This is a genomic window from Paenibacillus sp. E194 (genome assembly GCF_000935845.1).
In the GTDB taxonomy this organism is placed as follows: Bacteria; Bacillota; Bacilli; order Paenibacillales; family Paenibacillaceae; genus Paenibacillus_B; species Paenibacillus_B alvei_B.
The window spans coordinates 16,882-33,564 of record NZ_JMDX01000040.1 but is presented as its reverse complement, the minus strand read 5'-3'; the positions used below and the strand labels follow the sequence as shown (position 1 = coordinate 33,564).

The following is a 16,683-nucleotide window of genomic DNA, read 5'->3' as shown; positions in this document are numbered from 1 at the left end:
TGCTTCTTGGTTATCCCGTAGCGATGTATATGGCGCAGGCAACGCCCAAAATGCGGGGATTCATTACGTTTCTCATTATTTCTCCTTCATCGTTATTAGCGTCGTCATCCGGAATTTCGGTTGGGTGGTCATCTTAGGCGACAATGGCTTCATTAATAACACCCTTATCTCGCTGGGAGTAATCGAGAAGCCGCTGCGTCTGTTGTACAACGAGCTTGGCGTCGTTATCGGTCTTGCAGATTCATTAATTGTCTACATGGTACTTGCGATCGCAACGAGCCTATATGCAGTAGATGTTTCCCTGTATAAGGCCGCAGGGATACTAGGTGCTTCCCGTTCACGGATGTTCTTCAGTGTGACGCTGCCGCTAAGCATGCCTGGCATATTTGCCGGCACGACGCTTGTGTTCAGCTTAGCGATGAGTGCCTTTGTCACGCCTGCACTTATGGGGGGACATCTGTGAAGGTAATGCCGGTTATCGCCTATGAGAAGATGATGGCTGCCTATGATTGGTCGCTTGGCGCAGCGCTTGCCTTTTTGCTTCTTGGCTCGACGCTTGGCCTCGTGGCTCTATTTACACGATTGGTTGAGACGAAACGATATAAGGAGGTGTTCTCGTCATGATGAACGAATCGAAACGATTTCGAATTTCGCCGCTTGGCATCATTACGTTTCTCGTCGTTCTAATGGTCATATCGCCGCTCCTTATTATCGTGCCCACCTCATTTACTTCGACGGGGGTGCTTCGCTTTCCACCAGAGGGCTTTTCGCTGCAGTGGTATGTGAAAATGTTTGACCGTCCAGAGTTCATTGAGTCATTTTGGGTAAGTGTGAAGCTGGCATCCATTACAGCTGTAATCGCGACAATCATTGGTACACTGGCTGCATTCGCACTGCACAAATATAAGCCCAAGGGGAGTGGAGCGATCAACGCGCTGCTCTTGTCCCCATTGACAGTACCTTCATTGATTATAGGGATATCTGCACTTCTATTTTTTACGAGAATTGGACTTGCTGGTACCTTTACGGGGTTGCTGCTCTCTCATATCTTGATCTCGGTACCATACGTCGTACGGCTTGTGCTGACCGGGCTCAGTTCCTTCGATTATACATTGGAGCGGGCTGCGGCTATTCTAGGTGCGAATCCGATTCGCACGTTTTGGGACATTACCCTGCCGGTTATCCGGCCTGCTATTTTCTCAGGAATGGTGTTTGCGTTTCTGACGTCATTCGATAATGTCACGGTATCCTTATTCTTAATATCTCCATCAACGACAACACTTCCGATGGCTATCTTCAATTATATGCAGGAATCGTTAACACCGCTTGTCGCGTCTATTTCTTCCATCATGATATTGCTAAGTCTCGTATTTATCTTCATCTTAGAACGGGTATACGGATTGGATCGCTTGTTCGGCTCCAATTCGCAATCCCATTAAGGCAGGTAAAGTAGATATGAAATTCATAGAGCAATTGGAACGGTGGCTGCCCGAAATGCTTGCCCTGCTGGAGCAGAGTGTGAATATGGATTCCCCATCAACGAATAAAGAGTTAACCGACCGGATGATAGATTGGTATGAGAATTGCTTCAAGAAGGAACTTGGTGCAGTAGTAGAACGAGTCCCGAATGATAGATATGGAGATAGACTCGTCGTTCGCGTAGGCAGCGGTCCGAGGAACATATTGCTCGTAGGCCATGCGGATACCGTATGGCCTGCGGGAGAGACGAAGAGAAGGCCATTCCGCGTAGACAGCAAACGGGCTTATGGGCCCGGTGTATATGATATGAAGGCGAGCTTGATCCAAGCATTATTTGCGATAAAAATTCTACAATTTACAAACAGACTTCCCGAACAGCTATCAATTGTGTTATTAATTAATAGTGATGAAGAAATTGGAAGTCCAACTTCGCGACAATGGATTGAATTCTATGCGAGAGACTGCGAGGCGGCCTTCGTGCTAGAGCCGCCGATGGAGCCTACTGGAGCATTGAAGACAGCTCGCAAGGGTAGTGGTCGATTCTATCTATCTGTTGAGGGACAAGCAGCACATGCGGGAGTTAATCCCGAATCGGGCGTATCTGCTGTCGAAGAGTTAGCACATCAAATTATTCACCTTCACCGTATGTCGGACCCAGAACGTGGCATACATGTGAACGTTGGTAAAATAAGCGGTGGAATTGGAGCCAATGTGGTAGCCGATTATGCCGAAGCAGACATTGATGTGCGCGTCCGGACGATGGAAGATTTCAATCTATTTGTAGAGAGGATTCATGGACTTGCTTCAATTCATCCCGATGTTCGTCTCCGATTGACTGGAGACATGAATCGTCCCCCTATGGAGCGGACAGATTCGATTGCGAAGCTGTATCAGATAGCTAGAGAAGCAGCGAGAGAACAATTGAACTTGGAGTTGGAGGAGACAAGCACGGGCGGTGTAAGCGACGGAAATTTCATAGCAGCATGTGGAGCACCAACGCTCGATGGGCTAGGTGTGCGCGGAGATGGCGCACATTCACCGTCGGAGTTTATTTGGCTGCATGAATTGCCGCGTCGAACTGCATTGTTGGCTAGTATACTGGAACGTCTGTAACGTTAAGGAAGCAGTTGATTCAGGGGAGAGTGCAAGCCATGGCCAAGTCACTAGGTTCAAGCACGAATATTATTATTCGAATGGAAATTGACAAGCATGTATGTACATTTGCTCAGATTGCAGCAGCAATCGGCGAGAGCGGCGGGGATATTGTTGCGATAGACGTCATTCGCGGCACACCGGCATTTACAGTACGTGACGTTACGGTCAATGTGTATGATGGCAGTGTAGGTGATCGCATCGTACAGCGGTTGAAGCAGCTGAAGGGTGTTACGATCGTGAACGTCTCGGATCAGACATTCCTGATGCACCTCGGCGGCAAGATTGAAATGACCCCGAAAGTACCGATTCGTAACCGCGACGATCTGTCACGCGTGTATACGCCAGGCGTTGCCCGTGTATGTATGGCCATCCACGAAGATCCTAACCGCGCCTATACGCTGACGATTAAGCGGGATACGGTTGCCGTCATCTCGGATGGAACGGCAGTGCTGGGGCTTGGCAATATTGGAGCATTGGCAGCAATGCCAGTTATGGAAGGGAAGGCAATGCTGTTCAAGCAGTTTGCCAATGTAGATGCGTTCCCGATCTGTCTGGATACGCAGGACACGGAAGAAATCATACGAACGATTGAAGCGATTGCGCCGGCATTTGGCGGCATTAACTTGGAAGACATATCGGCACCGCGCTGCTTTGAAATTGAGCAGAGACTAAGCGAGAAATTGGATATTCCCATTTTCCACGATGATCAGCACGGTACATCTGTAGTCATGCTGGCGGGAATTCTCAATGCGTTGCGCATCGTTGGCAAGTCGATCGAGGATTGCAAGATCGTGCTGTGCGGCGTAGGTGCAGCCGGAATGGCATGCACGGAGATGCTGCTCACAGCAGGAGTTGTGAATATCATTGGTGTCGATCGTCAGGGTGCGCTAGTACGCGATACTGTGTATGAAAATGAAGCTTGGAATCGGTACGCATCGAAGACGAATCCGAACTTAGAGAGCGGTTCTCTGAGTGATGTTATTCGAGGTGCAGATGTATTTATCGGCGTATCCGGGCCAGGTGTATTGAAGAGAGAGGATGTCATGACAATGGCTTCCGACCCAATCGTATTTGCTATGGCCAATCCGACTCCAGAAATCGATCCGGACGAAATCGAAGATATTGCTCGCATTATTGCAACAGGCCGTTCGGATTACCCGAACCAAATCAATAATGTTCTCTGTTTCCCAGGGCTGTTCCGCGGCGTGCTAGATTGCCGTGCGTCCAAGGTGACAGAACGTATGAAGCTGGCAGCGGCACATGCAATTGCTGAGGTTGTTCCTGCTGATGAGCTGAATGAACTCTATATTATTCCAAGCGTCTTTAATGCACAAGTTGTGCCGAAAGTTCGTGATGCGGTCGTAGATGCGGCCTATGCGGATGGCGTGGCACGCAGACGTGATTACAGAGACGTGAACAAAGGGGTATAATCTACACGTTATGTACACGTTATTGACCGACGAATCTCTACAAGAAGCTTATCAGGAAGCTGTTCGTATGCAATTGGAGGCTACATTTGTCTATATGCTTCTTGCTGAAATTGAATCTCGTAGGAAGCGGATAAGTCTCGAGGCTTCCTAATGCACCTTGTTCTGCTTGCGTTTCATGCTTAGAAATACATTTGAAAACCATCATACATGACAGCCACTCTTTCAAACTACGATGTCTGAAAGGGTGGCTGTTTTATATGTAGGACAGCAAATATTTAAAAAGTAGAGGAAAAACACAAAAAAATGAAATAAAACACTAGAAAATACCATATTTATCAAACGTTATTATTGACGATTTGGAATATGTAGGTACAATATGCCTATAATGCGTTACTTGGATCATGCTTTTAAGCTTCTATGGTTTTATGCTTTTGTGTGGTAAATCGTTACAGGAATTGACCACTGCTAACAACATTAGTGTTGTGGTGAACCAAGAAAATGATAGTTTACAAGAATTTATGATGAGAAAGGGAGAATGGTCATGGTGAAATCACGTCGTCATCTTGTGATGGCTGCAATTATGTCGCTTCTGATGCTGTTCGCAGCTGCTTGTGGGAATGGTGGAGCTGCCAATAATTCCACTAGTGAAGGAAGCGGAGGAGCTGCGGGCTCTGCTGAAGGCAAGAAAGTCAAAATTGGAATTACGCAGGTTGTCAACCATGCATCCCTCGATGAAGCCTATAAAGGCTTCGTTCAAGCATTGAAAGATAATGGTTATGTCGAAGGAGAGAACTTAGTACTGGATTATCAGAATGCTCAGGGTGATCAGACAAATGCAGCTACGATCGCGCAGAAATTTGCGACGGGCGGAGTGGATCTCATTTTAGGGATTGGTACATCGGTTTCTCAAGCTGCAGCGAAGGAGACGAAGGATATTCCTGTGCTGTTTACGGCGGTTACGGATCCTGTAGGAGCGGGTCTCGTGCAGAGCATGGAGAGCCCTGGCGGCAATGTGACGGGAACGACAGATCTGCATCCGGAAGCGATCTCCAAGCTGATGGAGTTCATTAAGGATAATGTCAAAAATATTGCATCAGTAGGCATCATCGCGAATGAAGGCGAGCAAAACACCGTTGTCAATGTCCAGAAAGCAGAGGAAGCTCTAACAAAGCTCGGGCTATCGGTTGTCAAAGCTCCTGTAACGAATAGCTCGGAAGTGAAGCAAGCTGCGGAATCGCTTATTGGCAAGGTACAGGCCATTTATGTTCCTTCTGATAATACAGTCGTAAGTGCGTTGAACTCGGTTATTGGTGTGGGCAATGACAATAAGATTCCAGTGCTCGTTGCAGAGAAAGATTCAGTAAAGAACGGCGGTGTTGCTTCCTTCGGCTTCGAATATTTTGATCTAGGTTATACGACTGGCAAGATGGCTGTTGAAATCCTTAAGGATGGCAAGAAGCCAGCTGATGTTCCTGCGCGTATTCCTGAATCTCTCGATTTGGCGTTGAACATGAAGGCTGCAGCTGCTCAAGGATTCGACGTATCGGATGCGATGAAGCAGCAGGTGAAGCCGGAGAACTTATTCCAATAACGACGGCAGGCATTGCTTCTGCACACGCGGGAGACGTCAGGCAGCAGCATCCTGCTTTATCGAACAGTTCTATGAGGTTCTAATCGCGCATCAAGTGTAAGCAGGCAGACGTACTACCGCACTACATACGGCCTGTACGATAACGGCTTGGCGACCGCAATTATAGTGGTCGTTCGGGTTGATTTCGATGCGGGCCGTTCGTTCATTTATCGAATCGAGGAAGGAGCGATGGCTCGTGGATGGATTTGGATTAGCGATGCTGAAATCAGCCGAGTTAGGCGTGTTATATGCTGTAATGGCATTAGGGGTATATTTGACATTTCGCATACTTGATTTTCCCGATTTAACGGTAGACGGAAGCTTCACGACGGGTGCAGCGATCGCTGCATTATCAATAACTTCGGGCATATCGCCTTGGATTGGCACGCTGCTCGCATTTCTCGGTGGTGGAATTGCAGGCATGATTACGGGTCTTATTCATACGAAGGGGAAAATCAACGCACTTCTATCTGGCATATTGATGATGATTGCCTTGCATTCCATTAATTTGCGGATTATGGGCAAGGCCAATATCGGCCTGATGCAGAATGAAACGCTGCTGACGCCTCTATCGCATGGATTTACGCTGCTTTTGGTAATGGGAGCATTTGCGCTGCTTATTAAATTTGGTCTGGATTGGTTTTTGCGTACGGAAATTGGTTTGTCACTGCGCGCGACGGGGAACAATCCGCGGATGATTCGCAGCTTCGGTGTGCATACCAACAATACGATTATTCTTGGCGTCAGTCTCTCGAATGCACTTGTTGCTCTATCAGGCGCACTTGTCGCGCAATCCCAAGGGTTCGCGGATATCCAATCCGGGGTAGGCATGATTGTTGTGGGGCTGGCCTCTGTCATTATTGGTGAGGCGATATTTGGCCATCGCACGATCATGCGTGCTACGCTAGCTGTGGTGCTAGGTGCTGTGCTGTATCGGGTCATTATCGCGATTGCTTTGCGAATGCAAATGAATGCAACCGATTTGAAGCTGCTCACAGCAGTTATCGTTATTGTTGCCTTAACGATACCGATGATTCGCAAGTCATGGAATCAACGTCGTGCAAGCAAGCTTCGTGCTATCCAGATGATTCAAAAGGGCGGTGAATAGAGATGCTGCATGTCAATCAGGTAAGTAAGTTTTTTAATGCAAACACGGCTGATGAGAAGATGGCATTGTCTCATATTCAACTGCATTTACAACCAGGCGACTTCGTTACGGTTATAGGCAGCAATGGAGCAGGCAAATCGACCCTAATGAATATTATTTCCGGAGTGATCGCACCTGATGTAGGCAGCGTCTCGTTAGATGGTCATGAGGTAACATCCATGTCAGAACATCGCCGGAGTCGCTGGATCGGTCGTGTGTTCCAAGACCCGATGGCTGGAACGGCACCGGATATGACGATTGAGGAGAATATGTCCATTGCCCTGCGCCGTGCAACGAGACGGGGACTGGGATTCGGTGTTACGCGTGCTCGCCGAACCTTGTTCAAAGAGGAATTGTCCAGACTTAAGCTTGGTTTGGAGAATCGCTTGAGCGCTAAGGTGGGATTATTATCTGGCGGTGAGCGTCAAGCCTTAAGCTTATTGATGGCCACGTTCACGCAGCCTAGTATCTTGCTGCTTGATGAGCATACGGCAGCCCTTGATCCCGGCCGAGCAGAGCTTATTACCCGTCTAACAGAAGAGATTGTGCGAGCATCAGCGCTTACTACGCTCATGGTGACACACAACATGGAGCAGGCCATTCGGCTAGGCAATCGCCTTATCATGATGGATAAGGGGAAAATCGTGCTTGATATTCCGTCGAAGTCGAAGCAGACATTAACGGTAGATTCCTTGCTTCGCGAGTTCGAGCGTGTTCGTGGGGAGAAATTTGTGGATGATCGGGTTGTGCTCGGAGGATAGTCCCAAGATATGTTTGAAGATACTTGAAGAGAACCTACAGGAATTAGATCGGCATAAGACGTTATAAATGTGGGGGAAGCGGGAAGTCTATAAGTGGAGGTGAGTGATATGCCGCATAACAAAGCGCAGCGAATTCATCAGCAACAGAATCAGGCCAGCGTCATGGAGGAGCAGATAACTCCGAAGACCGGCAAGATTGCCCACCGTGCAGCAAGCTTGAACCAGATTCCGAAGCAGCAAGGCTAGACGGATACTCATTCATTACATGGTGCCTGATGCCTCGTACTTCCGGAAGAAGGAATAACTTGCGTGCAATACTGACCCTCCCAACTCATGGATGACAGACGACAAAGCACAAGACAAAGGAGTGTAAACAAATGGCACATAAACAACAAGGACATTCCCGTCAAAATACGACGACACGTACTTCAGATGCCAATAATGCAAAAGGCAAACATAAGTAACTGCATTAACAATTAAGCATGTATACAGAAATCATGTTGGCTTATCCTCGACATTGCAGTTATGAAGTATTGCTGTTCCTGTTGTCTAACGCCTTTCAAGGAGGATGCCAAATCGATGGATCATCTGAATCTGGAGAGCGACTATTCCTGCTCTCAGGCAAGTACCGATTTGCCGAAGCTTAAGGCAGAACTTGAATCGCTTCGTTCAAAGGCGATTGGAGGCGTGTCTTATGATCTGGAGCAGGAACTCAATCGAGTAGAGAATCAAATCCACTTTATTAAAAATAAGTGTTCCCTGCGTTAAATGATTGTATCGATCAGAAAGAGCGTTCACCATGTCTGCTTATGCAGACGTAGTGAACGCTCTTCTTATTGAGTATGATCGATTAGGTCGTAGGGACAGCAGAAGCCGAACTCGTTCCAAGCTTCGTACTGGAAGAAACTGCAGCGGCATGCTCTACAGGTGCAGCGACTGAACCTTGCTGGAGCTGGTACATCTTATAGTAGCGTCCTTGCAGTTCCATAAGCTCATCATGGGAGCCTTGTTCTACAATCTCACCACGATGCAGCACAAGAATCACATCCGCACTGCGAATCGTCGATAAGCGGTGGGCAATGATGAATGTGGTACGTCCACGCTTCAATACATCGAGTGCCTCTTGAATCAGAGCCTCTGTCTCCGTGTCAATGTTCGCAGTTGCCTCATCCAAGATTAAGATGGAAGGCTGGAACGCTAGAGCACGAGCGAAGGATATCAACTGACGCTGTCCGGCCGAGAGTGTACTTCCCTTCTCGATAACCGGCTCATCGATACCGTTCGGAAGCTGCTTCAATATTCGATCTGCGCCGACGGCCTTCAAGGCGTCTTCCACCTGCTGACGCGAAATGCGCGGATCGCCGAGACTGACATTGCTGGCGATTGTTCCGGTGAAGAGGAACGGATCTTGCAGCACGATTCCCATATGCTCACGAACCCATTGCTTCGGTACGCTTGTAATAGGCGTGCCGTCGATGCGGATTTCCCCTTTTTGCGGGTCATAGAAACGGAAGAGTAGGTTCATGATCGAGCTCTTTCCGGAACCAGTATGGCCGACGAGAGCAACCGTCTGTCCTGGCTTCGCTTCAAAGTTAATATCCTTCAGGACATAGTCTTCCTTGTATGCGAAGGATACACGGTCGAACTCGACATGCCCCTTATAGCGAGGCATGGAGCCTTCGTCCAGTTCCTCCCCATACTCATCCATCAGTTCGAATACGCGGCCAGCCGATACAAGGGATGAATCCAGATTGGCCAGCTGGTTCACCATTCCGATAATTGGATGGAACAAGCGGTTCAACAGATCGGTGAATGCATACAGCACACCCAGCGTGATGATGCCGGAGCCGCTCAAGGAAGCGCCGGCGAAATACCAGAGCACAACCGCAAATGCGATGTTGCGCAATACATTAACCAAGTTGTGCGAGGTGAATGCATTCAAGTTCAACATCTTATTTTGGTACGTAAAGTATTCGTCGTTCATGGCATTGAATTCATCCATTGTGTGACGCTGACGGCCGAATGCACGAATGACAGGCATCCCTTGAATGGATTCATTAATCATTGCGTTAATGGAGCTAAGTCGTGAGCGAATGATTTTGTTATAGCGGGTTGCAAACTTACGGTACAGAATAACCCATAGAACGATAAGCGGTAGCACGAACATACAGACGAACGCCAATCTCACGTCCAAAATGAATAAGGCTACATAAATTCCGGATATCGTAATAATCCCGGATGTAAAGTTGGCAAGCACTGAGACGAACAAGTCTTTCACTGCTTCTGTATCATTGGTAACTCGAGAGACAACCTTGCCTGCGGGCAAGTTATCAAAGTACGGAATAGGCAGACGCTGCACATGTGCATAGACATCGCCGCGAAGTGTGCGAATAACCCGGTTCGCAGCCGTTTGCAAGCCAAGCGTCTTGCCGAAGCTCATGAAGATGCTGACGACGAGCAAGCCAAAATAGAGAGCCATCAACCTCACGATGCTTGCAATTTCCGGTTCATAGAAACGCAATATCTCTTGCAAAGACAATGCGACAGCAGGGGAGCTATAAGCCTTATCGCCCGTTCCGATCGTCAAGGTTCCATCCTTGAATATCCGCTCACCCGTTGCTTGTTCAGGAATGTGTCCATTCACGAATAGGAATTGGGAGCCGACCTGCAGGATACGTGCTTCAGCGCCCTTGGCTTCACCAGGTTCAAAGCGATCCTCGCGCTTCAGCGTGCGGCCATTGTAAGTGACGGTACCTTCTGCTGTTGCATTGGCTTCAAAATAGGGCTTCTCAACCCCTAATATATGCTTGTCGATAATCGTCTTGGCAATGAATGGGCCGGACAGCTCTGCTGCCACAGCCAGCGCCAACATGAGTAGTGCAAGTATGAATGTGCCTTTATATTTCAACGCATAGCGCCATAATCGTCTCCCTACATGACGAGATGCTTCTTTTTGTTGTTCCATTTCCAAGTTGTATTTCCTCCCTTCTTACAATCCCGACTCCAATTGCTGGCGGTCATATTGTTCCTTATACCAGCCGCCTTGCTGGAGCAGTTGCTCGTGCGTACCTTGCTCGACGATGCGGCCGTCATCCATGACGATAATCATGTCCGCATGCTCGATGGCGGAGAGACGGTGTGTTGTAATGAGTGTCGTCTTGCCGGCACGCTGCTCGCGAATGTTCTTAATAATATTTGCTTCTGTCCGTGCATCTACAGCAGAGAGGGCATCATCCAAAATAAGCAACTCTGGATCCTTAATGAAGGCGCGAGCCAGAGACACACGCTGCTTCTGTCCGCCAGACAGCGCAACACCCTTCTCCCCAACGATGGTGTCGATACCGTTGACCAGGGTAGGAAGATCATGTGTGAAGGACGCTGTATCAATGGCATTCATCACATCTTGTTCCGTACCATGTTCTGAACCATGTAGAATATTTTCCTTCACGGTCTTGGAGAATAGAATTTGCTCTTGCGGCACATAACCGATCCAGCTCTGGAGTTGATCCATTGGAATTTGATCGAGCGGCACGTCATTAATTAAGAACTGACCGTTCCCGATCGGGTATTCCCGCAGCAATTGTTTAATGAACGTTGACTTGCCGCTGCCGGTACGCCCGACAATGCCCAGCGTCTGACCTTTGCGCAGCGTAAGTGTAATGTCCTCCAGATTAGGCACTGTCGACGATGGATACTGGAATTTATAATGCTTCCAAGTAAAGGTCGCAGGAGTCTCGACTTCCTTCGGTTGCGCTGCATCCTGTACATCTGGGGTATAATGAAGAACTTCGTTTACCCGATCCATTGCGGCATTCCCGCGCTGCATGACATTAATAAGTTCGCCGATGGCAAACATTGGCCAGATCATGAATCCAAGGTACATATTGAATGTCAGCAATTCACCTAGTGTCATCTCATTATGAATAATCAGATAAGCACCGAATCCAAGCCCGATCATGTAGCTAAGCCCGATAAATAAGCGAATAACCGGATCAAACAGCGCATCAATTTTGGCAACAGCGACATTCTTCTCATACACGTCCTGTACGATGTTGCGGAAGTGTTGTTCATCTGACTTCTCTTGTACGTAGGCGCGGAGTACGCGCACGCCGCCAACCGATTCAAGCACCTGGTCATTCATCTTCCCGAATGCATCCTGCGCAATTGTATAGCGCTCATGAATCTTCTTGCCGAAGACCTTCATGGCAATGGCAATGAAGGGCAGTGGGAGCAGTACTGCAAGTGTCAGCTTCCACTGCATGAGAAGCATAGCAACGAGTACAGTAGCCAAAAAAGCGGTCGAGTCGGTTAACGTAAGCATGCCGAAACCTGTTGTCATCGCGACAGAACGCAGGTCATTCGTTGAGCGTGCCATTAAGTCACCGGTACGGTTCTTTTCGAAAAATGGCGGTGTCATCTTCAGGAAATGGCGCATCAGCTTGGAGCGCAGCTTGCGTTCCACAAGGTTGGCCCCTCCAAATATCTGATACATCCATACGTACGTAATTCCATAAATAATCACCATGGAACCTAGAATGTAAAATAGGTACTTCGTAAGGGACTGCCAAGTAACCGTTCCCGTTACGATATCATCGATAGCAATGCCTAGCAGTCGGGGAGGCAGAAGTTCAAGCACGCCTACTGCGATGAGCAGGGTAACCCCGATTAAGTATCTCGTTTTGTGTTCTTTGAAGAACCAGCCGAGCTTTCCTAGTACGGAAAACATACATTCACATCCTTTGTCATTTGTTGCAGATTGATCGTAAGACAATAAAAAAAGGGCATACCGTTCGTAAACGATATCCCTTGATGAATAAGGTCATATGTACGAGCGGTGTCGCCCGTTGTCTAATCCTGATTCCACGATCCGAATTCAATCATGGCACTTGATTGTCGATTATCCAATCAGTACCTTATGATTTATCGAAATGGACTCATTCTTCCGTTCAATCTAATCGTTAGAAACCAATCAGATCGCTCGGTTCAGCAGGGCTCCACTGATATGAAATTGCTTGTGCTGTGTTATCAATGTGTTGATTTAGCAATTGTACTGTCAACATGGAGTTTACCTGCCTTTCTGCATAAATTTAGTTGGACGATTCATTGTAATCGTCCTGTCTGCTTGTTGATTCTAGCACTGCGGATGAAATATTGTCAATCATTTTGTTGCACAAATTTAACATTTGACGTACCTAATCCCATCGATCATATACGCTGCTGAACTGCTAATATGCGGCAGCTAAAACAGCTGCTATATGAGCGAAACAGCCCTAATAGGTGATTTGCCGTATATCAGGAATCATCGTATGATGAAGATGATTCGAGGTCATCGTTATGATTTCCCGAGCAGCAATGACAGTATGCCTGCTGCAATGAGAGGACCGACCGGGACACCGCGGAACAAGGCTACGCCAAGTACGGTGCCTACGAGCAGACCAGCGACCACAGTTGGAGATTGAGTCATTAATTGGGCACCACGGCCTCCCAAATACGCAACGAGGATTCCGACGGCGATAGCTAACAGCGACTTCCAATTCATAAAGGATTGCGCGATCGTATCGATGGACATCTTGCCGCTTGCAATCGGTGCCATGACTCCGATCGTCAAGATAATGATGCCAACGGTTAGTCCGTACTTCTCAATCCAAGGGAATAGGCTCTGCATGTTCGTCACGCGGAGCAGCAGAAGAACGACCATTGCGATCGTAACGGTAGAATTGCCGCTTACAATGCCGAGTCCTGCAAATCCGAGCAGGATGAGGGATGAAATATCTAGTTGTGACATGGTATGTATCTCCTTTCACATTCGTTGACAAGAATAGCATATTTCCTACATATTGAAAATAAAACAGAGCGGGGTGCGTATCGATGAGCAACACAGTAATCATCACAGGGTTTGACCCATTTGGCAATGAAACGATTAATCCTTCTTGGGAGGCAGTTAAGCTGCTTCATGGTCGCAGTATTGGATGTTACGACGTTCATGCCATCCAGCTTCCAACCTCGTTCGAGCGGGCCGGAACCGTGCTGGCAGAAGCAATGGAGCAAGTGAAACCGGAAGCCGTGATCTGTGTCGGTCAAGCCGGAGGCAGACCGGATATTACACTGGAACGTGTAGCCATTAATTTGAAGGATGCACGCATACCTGATAATGATGGGGCGCAGCCAACCGATGGAGCCATTGTCGAGAATGGGCCAGTTGCCTATTGGGCCCGTATGCCTTTGAAGGCAATTCGCGCGGCTGTACAAGAAGAGGGCATCCCTTGCTCGATTTCCTATACAGCGGGAACGTTTGTGTGTAATGCGATATTTTACCAGCTGATGCACCTTCTTAATGAGCAGCAAGGTCCAAATCATAAGCGCGGTGGATTTATTCATATCCCTTTTTTGCCCGTACAGGCAGCTCGTTATTCCAACATGCCAAGTATGTCGCAGGATGATGTGGTGAAGGCGCTTGAAACGGTCATTCTTCACTTAGACGATGCGGAGAGCACAAACGAAAGTGCAGGGACGTTACACGGAGCCTAAGTTTAGGATATAATAGTACTTTTCGATACAGATCCTAAGAGGATTCGAATCGGCCAGCAGGCGGAAAGGAGTTGCAAGGTGAACGAACAACCATCCATGAGGGATGAGGAAGAATTATATCTAACAGGCGTTCTTCGCTTAATGGATCGCCAGATCGCTGCATTAGAAACGACCGCTGAGGAACGTCAAGCAGAAATTGTGGAGATGAAGCGCCAATTCTGGGACGAGGTATCGGTCGATAATGACGAGATGTTCGAGACGTATGTGAGCATCATGCAGCAGGCGAAGGACTTGGCAAGTCACGAACGCGTACAGAAGCATGCAGCCAAATGGCTGAACAAGCTGCGCAAGCATATTCAGGCGCCTTACTTCGGGCGCGTTGACTTTATAGAAGATGGAGACATGGAGATACTACCAGTCTATATCGGGCTCATGTCCGTGTCGGATGAAGAGAGCGGAGAACATCTTGTTTACGATTGGCGTACGCCGATTGCTGGGTTGTTCTATGATTATGCGCCAGGTCCGGTGCAATATCGGACTCCAGCAGGAGTTATTGAAGGAGAGATGACGCTCAAGCGTCAGTTCCTCATTCGAAATGGCCGCTTGGAGGCTGTTTTCGATACAGGTATTCAGATCGGCGACGATATGCTGAAGGAGATGCTGAAGCGGAGCGCTGACACGAAGATGAAGAGTATCGTAAGCACGATACAGCGTGAGCAGAATGCGATTATCCGGGATGACCTCCATGATGTGCTTATTGTGCAGGGAGCGGCAGGAAGCGGCAAGACGTCAGCAGCTATGCAGCGAATTGCGTATCTGCTGTACAAATATCGCAGCAGTATGCGTTCCGAGCAAATTATCTTATTCTCACCGAATGATCTATTCAATGATTACGTGTCTAGCATATTGCCTGAGCTCGGCGAGGAGAACATGACGCAGACGACGTTCCAATCTTATATCGAGCATCGGCTCGTCACCGGGCGTAACATTGAGGACATTTATGACCAGACGGAACGCCTCATGCAGGGCATGGAACGCTGGACAGCTTCTAGAGAGGCAAGAGTCGAAGCGGCAGCGGCAAGATGGAAAGCTTCGGCGGGGTATCAGCAAGTTCTCGATCGCTACATTGAGTCATTGCAGCAGGAAGGCATGCGCTTCATTCGCTTCGGAACGCCGAAGCGGACGATTATTAGCACCGAACAGCTTGCGGAGCAATTCTATGGCCAGCTTGCGGATTGGTCATTGCCTGCTCGGATGGACAAGCTGAGAGATTGGCTGCTGGAACAGCTTCGTGCTTGGGCAGTGAAGGAACAGAAGCGTGTCTATCGCAAGCTGCAGCAGCAGCCGAATTATTTAGGGACGGAAGAAGAGCTTCGCGACTTGAGCCGCAAGCAGGTGAACAAGTGGTTGAAGCGGTTCCGCAAGCAGGCGAAGGAGCTTCGCTTCGTCGATTGGGAAGAGATGTATTGTGACTGCATGCGCAAGCTTGAGCATTGGGTACGTCAGACAGATGGTATCGCGAGCGTCAATGAAACCATTGACGTGGAGACGATACGGGCAATTGGCCAGCGGGCAGTAAATCAATTCGAATCAGGGATGATTCCATTTGAGGATGCTTCCCCATTGCTGTATTTAATTGAAAGTGTAGAAGGATTCGACACCTTTAACCATATTCGACATGTGGTGATCGATGAGGCGCAGGACTACTCGCCGTTCCAATATGCGTTGCTAACTCGATTATTCCCACGCAGCCGCTTCACGATATTGGGCGATTGGAATCAAGCGATCTACGAATCGAATCGTATGGGGTCTGCGTCCGCGCTGCAAGCTGTATTCTCAGAGAAGAAGTCCGATGTTATTACGCTTCGGAAGAGCTATCGCTCCACTCGAAATATTATGGAGCTCGCGAGCAGTGTGCTGCCGAATGGCGAGAAGGTAGAGCCTTTCAGTAGAGAGGGTGAAGAGCCGATTCTCATTCGCTGCGAGGACGAGGAGGAGCAGCTCGATCAAGCCAGTAAGCAGCTATCGGCATGGACTGAGGCAGGGGAGCTTGCTTCCATCGCAATTATTACGAAGGATGAAGCGACAGCGGCGCAGGTTCACGAACGCTTGCAGCACAGCTTCCCGCAATTGAAGCGGGTATCGAAGCATACGAAGCAGTTTGTATCCGGACTATGGGTTGTCCCATCCTACTTGGCGAAGGGTCTTGAATTCGATGGAGTTATTGTATTTGACGCGCAAGAGCAGGCTTATGGGAATGAAGCAGATCGCAAGCTGTTCTACACGGTGTGTACGCGAGCGATGCATCGCCTTGCCTTGTTGGCAGTTGGATCAGTGACACCGTTCCTTGATCCATGGAACCAAGGAAGAAGCTAACGGATAACAACTTATATGTACGCAATTGAAAAAGCGCCATGTGACATTGTATCGGGAATCCGATCCTTGCCACAGGCGCTTTTTTTCAAATGGATAATGTTATCGTGTATTCGCCATTACGATGCGCATAATCATCTGCGATGGCTTGGATATCACGGTACGATGCTTCCGCTCTAT

The 16,683-nt window shown here is 48.4% G+C and carries 14 protein-coding genes and 1 pseudogene; 12 read left to right on the top strand and 3 right to left on the bottom strand.

Annotated elements, in window-relative coordinates; genetic code table 11:
- The 10 genes and pseudogenes from AZ66_RS08115 to AZ66_RS08080 all read left to right on the top strand — a co-directional run.
- Positions 1 to 624 (top strand): annotated as a pseudogene (locus AZ66_RS08115) (ABC transporter permease); the annotation flags it as partial.
- Complete coding sequence (locus AZ66_RS08110) at positions 621 to 1,439, top strand: ABC transporter permease (protein WP_044354367.1); 819 nt, start codon at positions 621 to 623, stop codon at positions 1,437 to 1,439. The pseudogene AZ66_RS08115 and the gene AZ66_RS08110, both read left to right, overlap by 4 nt.
- A 16-nt stretch (positions 1,440 to 1,455) precedes the next feature.
- The gene (locus AZ66_RS08105; RefSeq protein ID WP_044354366.1) at positions 1,456 to 2,592 is read left to right on the top strand and encodes a M20 family metallopeptidase; all 1,137 of its coding nucleotides are present in this window, start codon (positions 1,456 to 1,458) and stop codon (positions 2,590 to 2,592) included.
- Between the two features lie 38 nt (positions 2,593 to 2,630).
- Positions 2,631 to 4,064: an NAD-dependent malic enzyme gene (locus AZ66_RS08100; RefSeq protein ID WP_021256967.1), complete on the top strand. Its 1,434-nt coding sequence runs from the start codon at positions 2,631 to 2,633 to the stop codon at positions 4,062 to 4,064.
- 10 nt (positions 4,065 to 4,074) lie between these two features.
- Complete coding sequence (gene sda, locus AZ66_RS33285) at positions 4,075 to 4,215, top strand: sporulation histidine kinase inhibitor Sda (RefSeq protein WP_082061499.1); 141 nt, start codon at positions 4,075 to 4,077, stop codon at positions 4,213 to 4,215.
- 390 nt (positions 4,216 to 4,605) lie between these two features.
- Positions 4,606 to 5,655 carry an ABC transporter substrate-binding protein gene (locus tag AZ66_RS08095; RefSeq protein WP_044354365.1) on the top strand — a complete coding sequence of 350 codons (1,050 nt, stop codon included), beginning with the start codon at positions 4,606 to 4,608 and terminating at the stop codon, positions 5,653 to 5,655.
- A 256-nt stretch (positions 5,656 to 5,911) separates the two neighbouring features.
- Complete coding sequence (locus AZ66_RS08090; RefSeq protein ID WP_044354377.1) at positions 5,912 to 6,802, top strand: ABC transporter permease; 891 nt, start codon at positions 5,912 to 5,914, stop codon at positions 6,800 to 6,802.
- Positions 6,803 to 6,804: 2 nt separating this feature from the next.
- Positions 6,805 to 7,602 (top strand): ABC transporter ATP-binding protein, encoded by a 798-nt coding sequence (locus tag AZ66_RS08085; protein WP_044354364.1) that lies wholly within the window; start codon positions 6,805 to 6,807, stop codon positions 7,600 to 7,602.
- 108 nt (positions 7,603 to 7,710) lie between these two features.
- Positions 7,711 to 7,848: a hypothetical protein gene (locus AZ66_RS31810; protein WP_197081671.1), complete on the top strand. Its 138-nt coding sequence runs from the start codon at positions 7,711 to 7,713 to the stop codon at positions 7,846 to 7,848.
- A 333-nt stretch (positions 7,849 to 8,181) separates the two neighbouring features.
- Positions 8,182 to 8,370 (top strand): hypothetical protein, encoded by a 189-nt coding sequence (locus tag AZ66_RS08080; protein WP_044354363.1) that lies wholly within the window; start codon positions 8,182 to 8,184, stop codon positions 8,368 to 8,370.
- Positions 8,371 to 8,452: 82 nt separating this feature from the next.
- Here AZ66_RS08080 and AZ66_RS08075 read toward each other — a convergent pair whose 3' ends face one another.
- The 3 genes from AZ66_RS08075 to AZ66_RS08065 form a co-directional block, all read right to left on the bottom strand.
- The gene (locus AZ66_RS08075; RefSeq protein WP_044354376.1) at positions 8,453 to 10,567 is read right to left on the bottom strand and encodes an ABC transporter ATP-binding protein; all 2,115 of its coding nucleotides are present in this window, start codon (positions 10,565 to 10,567) and stop codon (positions 8,453 to 8,455) included.
- 24 nt (positions 10,568 to 10,591) lie between these two features.
- Positions 10,592 to 12,328: an ABC transporter ATP-binding protein gene (locus AZ66_RS08070; protein WP_044354362.1), complete on the bottom strand. Its 1,737-nt coding sequence runs from the start codon at positions 12,326 to 12,328 to the stop codon at positions 10,592 to 10,594.
- A gap of 606 nt (positions 12,329 to 12,934) precedes the next feature.
- A complete protein-coding gene (locus tag AZ66_RS08065) occupies positions 12,935 to 13,387 on the bottom strand; it encodes a DUF441 domain-containing protein (RefSeq protein ID WP_021260612.1) in 453 nt (150 codons plus the stop codon).
- Between the two features lie 83 nt (positions 13,388 to 13,470).
- Here AZ66_RS08065 and pcp point away from each other — a divergent pair, with 83 nt between their 5' ends.
- Positions 13,471 to 14,130 carry a pyroglutamyl-peptidase I gene (gene pcp / locus AZ66_RS08060; RefSeq protein ID WP_044354361.1) on the top strand — a complete coding sequence of 220 codons (660 nt, stop codon included), beginning with the start codon at positions 13,471 to 13,473 and terminating at the stop codon, positions 14,128 to 14,130.
- A gap of 78 nt (positions 14,131 to 14,208) precedes the next feature.
- The gene (gene helD, locus AZ66_RS08055; protein ID WP_052648436.1) at positions 14,209 to 16,506 is read left to right on the top strand and encodes an RNA polymerase recycling motor HelD; all 2,298 of its coding nucleotides are present in this window, start codon (positions 14,209 to 14,211) and stop codon (positions 16,504 to 16,506) included.
- Positions 16,507 to 16,683: the final 177 nt, after the last annotated feature.

Coding starts and splice junctions, on each gene's coding strand:
- AZ66_RS08110 (WP_044354367.1), top strand. CDS start 621: ATGATGAACGAATCGAAACGATTTCGAATTTCGCCGCTTGGCATCATT.
- AZ66_RS08105 (WP_044354366.1), top strand. CDS start 1,456: ATGAAATTCATAGAGCAATTGGAACGGTGGCTGCCCGAAATGCTTGCC.
- AZ66_RS08100 (WP_021256967.1), top strand. CDS start 2,631: ATGGCCAAGTCACTAGGTTCAAGCACGAATATTATTATTCGAATGGAA.
- sda (WP_082061499.1), top strand. CDS start 4,075: ATGTACACGTTATTGACCGACGAATCTCTACAAGAAGCTTATCAGGAA.
- AZ66_RS08095 (WP_044354365.1), top strand. CDS start 4,606: ATGGTGAAATCACGTCGTCATCTTGTGATGGCTGCAATTATGTCGCTT.
- AZ66_RS08090 (WP_044354377.1), top strand. CDS start 5,912: ATGCTGAAATCAGCCGAGTTAGGCGTGTTATATGCTGTAATGGCATTA.
- AZ66_RS08085 (WP_044354364.1), top strand. CDS start 6,805: ATGCTGCATGTCAATCAGGTAAGTAAGTTTTTTAATGCAAACACGGCT.
- AZ66_RS31810 (WP_197081671.1), top strand. CDS start 7,711: ATGCCGCATAACAAAGCGCAGCGAATTCATCAGCAACAGAATCAGGCC.
- AZ66_RS08080 (WP_044354363.1), top strand. CDS start 8,182: ATGGATCATCTGAATCTGGAGAGCGACTATTCCTGCTCTCAGGCAAGT.
- AZ66_RS08075 (WP_044354376.1), bottom strand. CDS start 10,567: ATGGAACAACAAAAAGAAGCATCTCGTCATGTAGGGAGACGATTATGG.
- AZ66_RS08070 (WP_044354362.1), bottom strand. CDS start 12,328: ATGTTTTCCGTACTAGGAAAGCTCGGCTGGTTCTTCAAAGAACACAAA.
- AZ66_RS08065 (WP_021260612.1), bottom strand. CDS start 13,387: ATGTCACAACTAGATATTTCATCCCTCATCCTGCTCGGATTTGCAGGA.
- pcp (WP_044354361.1), top strand. CDS start 13,471: ATGAGCAACACAGTAATCATCACAGGGTTTGACCCATTTGGCAATGAA.